The 4,005-nt window shown below is 74.0% G+C and carries 3 protein-coding genes; 2 read left to right on the forward strand and 1 reads right to left on the reverse strand.

Annotated elements, in window-relative coordinates; all coding sequences use genetic code 11:
• Positions 1-517: DUF4192 domain-containing protein (locus AE652_RS36915; RefSeq protein ID WP_049659513.1), on the reverse strand; the 517-nt coding region annotated here is incomplete at its 3' end.
• Positions 518-746: 229 nt separating this feature from the next.
• Here AE652_RS36915 and AE652_RS36920 point away from each other — a divergent pair.
• Both AE652_RS36920 and AE652_RS36925 read left to right on the forward strand, forming a co-directional pair.
• Complete coding sequence (locus AE652_RS36920; protein WP_107086636.1) at positions 747-2,942, forward strand: RecQ family ATP-dependent DNA helicase; 2,196 nt, start codon at positions 747-749, stop codon at positions 2,940-2,942.
• A gap of 363 nt (positions 2,943-3,305) precedes the next feature.
• Positions 3,306-4,005, forward strand: a 700-nt coding sequence (locus tag AE652_RS36925; protein ID WP_369808365.1) for a hypothetical protein, incomplete at its 3' end; no start/stop codon positions are given.

The following is a 4,005-nucleotide window of genomic DNA, read 5'->3' on the forward strand; positions in this document are numbered from 1 at the left end:
GACCGGGCTCCGGGCTGCGCCGCACCGGATTGCCCGCCGCGTCGCAGCACCCGTCGCCGCGGCAGAGGAAGGACCACCAGTGGCCGTCCGAGACGCACAGCGCCTCCTTGACGGCCACGCCCCGGCGCCCGAAGGCCGCCCGGAGGGCCTCCGCCAGCGGCCGCAGCCCGTCCACCACCGGCGGGGTGTGGGCCGTACCGCGGTCCTGGCAGAGGTAGAGGAGCACCTGGAGCGGCCGGGCGCCGTGCCGCTCGGAGAGGGCGACCAGCAGGGCGGCCGTCTCCTCCGCCGCGGCCGGCCACTGCGCGGGCGACCGCGGCAGGTCCGCCCGGATCACCCCTCCCTGGTGCAGGCCGGGGCCGTGGAGCCCCACCGCGACGATGCTGTCGTCGGGGTAGAAGCCCAGGAAGTACGGAAGCAGCTCGGCCATGTCGGCCGGGCCGCGCATGACGACCTGCCGGTGGTCGGAGGCCGGTCCGAGGGACAGAATGACGTGTTCGTTGTTCATCGCGTTCATGGCCGCAAGAGTGGACGCAATCCGCGAACGATGTCGGAACCGACTCTTTTCCTGTGGATAACTCCGCCCCCGAATTTTCCCTCACTCATTCGGAGCAGGCGACACTCCCTCCCGCGAGTGGATTTTGACCGCCGTTCAGCGGATCAGCGGATGAAATACATCCCGCCTTCCCCCGTCTCCGCTCCCCGGCATTCGTCGCTTGTCGGCGGTACGGGGTTACATGGACGCCATGCAGCAGCCCGACATCCACACCACCGCCACCGCCGACCGCGCCGAGGTCCGGGCGCGGGCCGAGGCCGTCCTGCGCGAGCTCGCCGGCCCCGGAGCCACCCTGCGCGAGGACCAGTGGACGGCCATCGAGGCCCTCGTGGTCGACCACCGCCGCGCCCTGGTCGTCCAGCGCACCGGCTGGGGGAAGTCCGCCGTCTACTTCATCGCCACCGCCCTGCTCCGGGCCCGCGGCGCCGGGCCGACGGTGATCGTCTCACCGCTGCTCGCCCTGATGCGCAACCAGGTCGAGTCGGCCGGCCGGGCCGGCATCCACGCCCGCACGATCAACTCGGCCAACACCGACGAGTGGACCGCGATCCAGGAGGAGGTCGCCGACGGGAAGGTCGACATCCTGCTGGTCAGCCCCGAGCGGCTGAACAACCCGGACTTCCGCGACCAGGTGCTGCCCGAGCTCGCCGCCTCCACCGGCCTGCTCGTGGTCGACGAGGCCCACTGCATCTCGGACTGGGGGCACGACTTCCGCCCCGACTACCGCCGGCTGCGCACCATGCTCGCGGACCTGCCGCCCGGCGTCCCGGTGCTGGCCACCACCGCCACCGCCAACGCCCGGGTCACCGCGGACGTCGCCGAGCAGCTCGGCACCGGCACCACCGACGAGCACGCCCTGGTGCTGCGCGGGCCGCTCGACCGGGAGAGCCTCACCCTGGGCGTGCTCTCCCTGCCCGACCCGGCGCACCGCCTCGCCTGGCTGGCCGACCACCTCGACCGGCTTCCCGGCTCGGGCATCGTCTACACCCTGACGGTGGCCGCCGCCGAGGAGGTGACGGCCTTCCTGCGCGAACGCGGCTTCCCGGTGGCCTCCTACTCCGGCCGCACCGAGGACGCCGAGCGCCGCACCGCCGAGGCCGACCTGCTGGCGAACCGGGTCAAGGCGCTGGTCGCCACCTCCGCGCTCGGCATGGGCTTCGACAAGCCCGACCTCGGCTTCGTGGTGCACCTCGGCTCGCCCAGCTCGCCGATCGCCTACTACCAGCAGGTCGGCCGGGCCGGGCGCGGAGTGGACCGGGCCGAGGTGCTGCTGCTGCCCGGGCGCGAGGACGAGGCGATCTGGCGCTACTTCGCCTCGCTGGCCTTCCCCCCGGAGGATCAGGTGCGCCGCACCATCGACGCGCTGGCCGAGGCCGGCCGGCCGCTCTCCACCGCCGCTCTGGAGCCCCGGGTGGACCTGCGCCGGGCCCGGCTGGAGACCATGCTCAAGGTGCTCGACGTGGACGGCGCCGTCCGCCGGGTCAAGGGCGGCTGGACGGCCACCGGCCAGAGCTGGGAGTACGACACCGCCCGCTACGCCAAGGTCGCCGCCTCCCGGGAGGCGGAGCAGCGGGCGATGCGCGACTATGCGGCGGGCACCGGCTGCCGGATGGAGTTCCTGCGCCGCCAGCTGGACGACGAGGAGGCCGCGCCGTGCGGCCGGTGCGACAACTGCGCGGGGCCGCTGCACACCCCGGACGTCTCCGCCGAGGCGCTGGCCGCCGCCCGGGCCGCGCTCGGCCGCCCGGGCGTGAGCTTCGAGCCCCGACGGCTCTGGCCGACCGGGATGGACGCGCTCGGGGTGCCGCTCAAGGGCCGGATCCCGGCGGGCGAGCAGGCGGAGACCGGCCGTGCGCTCGGCCGACTGTCCGACATCGGTTGGGGCAACCGGCTGCGCACCCTGCTCGCCGAGCAGGCGCCGGACGTGCCGGTGCCCGGCGAGGCGGTGGACGCCCTGGTGGCGGTGCTCGCCGACTGGGCCCGCGGTCCGGGCGGTTGGGCCGGGCCCGTGACCACGGAGGGAGCCCGGCTGGACCGGCCGGTCGGCGTGGTGACGATGGCCTCCTCGGCCAGGCCCCGGCTGGTCGGCAGCCTGGGCACGCGGATCGCCGAGATCGGGCGGCTGCCGCTGCTCGGCCGGATCGAGTACGCCGGCGGGCTGCCCCCGCACGGCGCCCGCAGCAACAGCGCCCAGCGGCTGCACTCGCTGGCCGGCGCGCTGGTCCTGCCACCGGAGGTCGAGCAGGCGGTGGCGGCCGCTGGTGGGCCGGTGCTGCTGGTGGACGACCTCGTCGACTCGGGGTGGACGGTCACCGTGGCCGCCCGGCTGCTGCGCCGGGCGGGGGCGAGCGCGGTGCTGCCGCTGGTGCTGGCCGTGCAGGGGTGACCCGACGCCGGAAAACCGGCGAAGGAGCCCTCTCGTTCACTCGAATGGCCCAACAGAAAGGATCAAGCGAAGCGATTTCGATCACACCGGTCGAACGGCCCGAGAAAGGAGTGGTCACCGTGCCGATGACGGCTCACCCTGCCCTCCGGGCGTTGTGGATCAAGGCTCGGCGGCACCTCCACGGCGTTCGGGCGACTGTGGAACATATCCGGCAGACCATGGGCTATCGGATGGCGTTCATCATTTCATCGTTGCCGCTCCGCCCCCGATGCCCCGAGAATTGGGGGGTACCCGAAATCCGGTCCGCTGGACCCGCCCTTCGGCGTACCCAGGCACCCGCCTGCCCACGGGCCAGGAAGGAGGATCGTGATCAACGGTATCGGCCGAGGTCAGAATCCCTTCTCCGGGAGCCCGGAACCCAGACGGGTGCTGGACCTGGAGACCTGGACCGCCTCGAGGATCCCGTTGCTGCGCGACCCGCGCGAGTTCGTCGTGGAACTGCACCAGCGCCACCTGCCCCAGCCGGGCACCGTCGTGGTCGCCGTCCTGGACGCGCTCCACCACCTCGCCGCCTCGGCCTCGTTCACCCCCTGGCCGCACGACACCGACGGATGGCAGCACCGCAACGCGCTGCTGGCGAACCTGCGCCGGATCATCCCGCACGACCTGCGACTGCCCGAGCCGACCCGGACGGCCCTACTGCTGCGCTGCCGCGACGGCGCACCCGGCTGGACGGCGCAGGACGGCGCCTGGATGTGGGCGCTGCGGGACGCGTCCGCACTGCACGGACTGCGCTGCGGGGCGTACATCGGACTCACCCCGGCGGGCTGGCAGGTCCTCGGGGACGGTCGGGGCGGGCGCAAGCCGCACTCGGGCTCCTGGGCCGAGGGGCCGGTGCACACCGTGACGGAACTGCCGCCGCGTTCGGCGCTGGAGGCCCCGCGCGGCCAGCGGACCCGCCTGCTGGCGGCCGACCAAGCCAAGCGCGGCGAGGACACGGCGCGCTCCCCGCAGTCCGATCCCCCGTGGACCGCGACGCGGGCCGCGGCGGCCGAACCGACCC

Source organism: Kitasatospora sp. MY 5-36, assembly GCF_001182915.1.
In the GTDB taxonomy this organism is placed as follows: Bacteria; Actinomycetota; Actinomycetes; order Streptomycetales; family Streptomycetaceae; genus Kitasatospora.

Coding starts and splice junctions, on each gene's coding strand:
- AE652_RS36920 (WP_107086636.1), top strand. CDS start 747: ATGCAGCAGCCCGACATCCACACCACCGCCACCGCCGACCGCGCCGAG.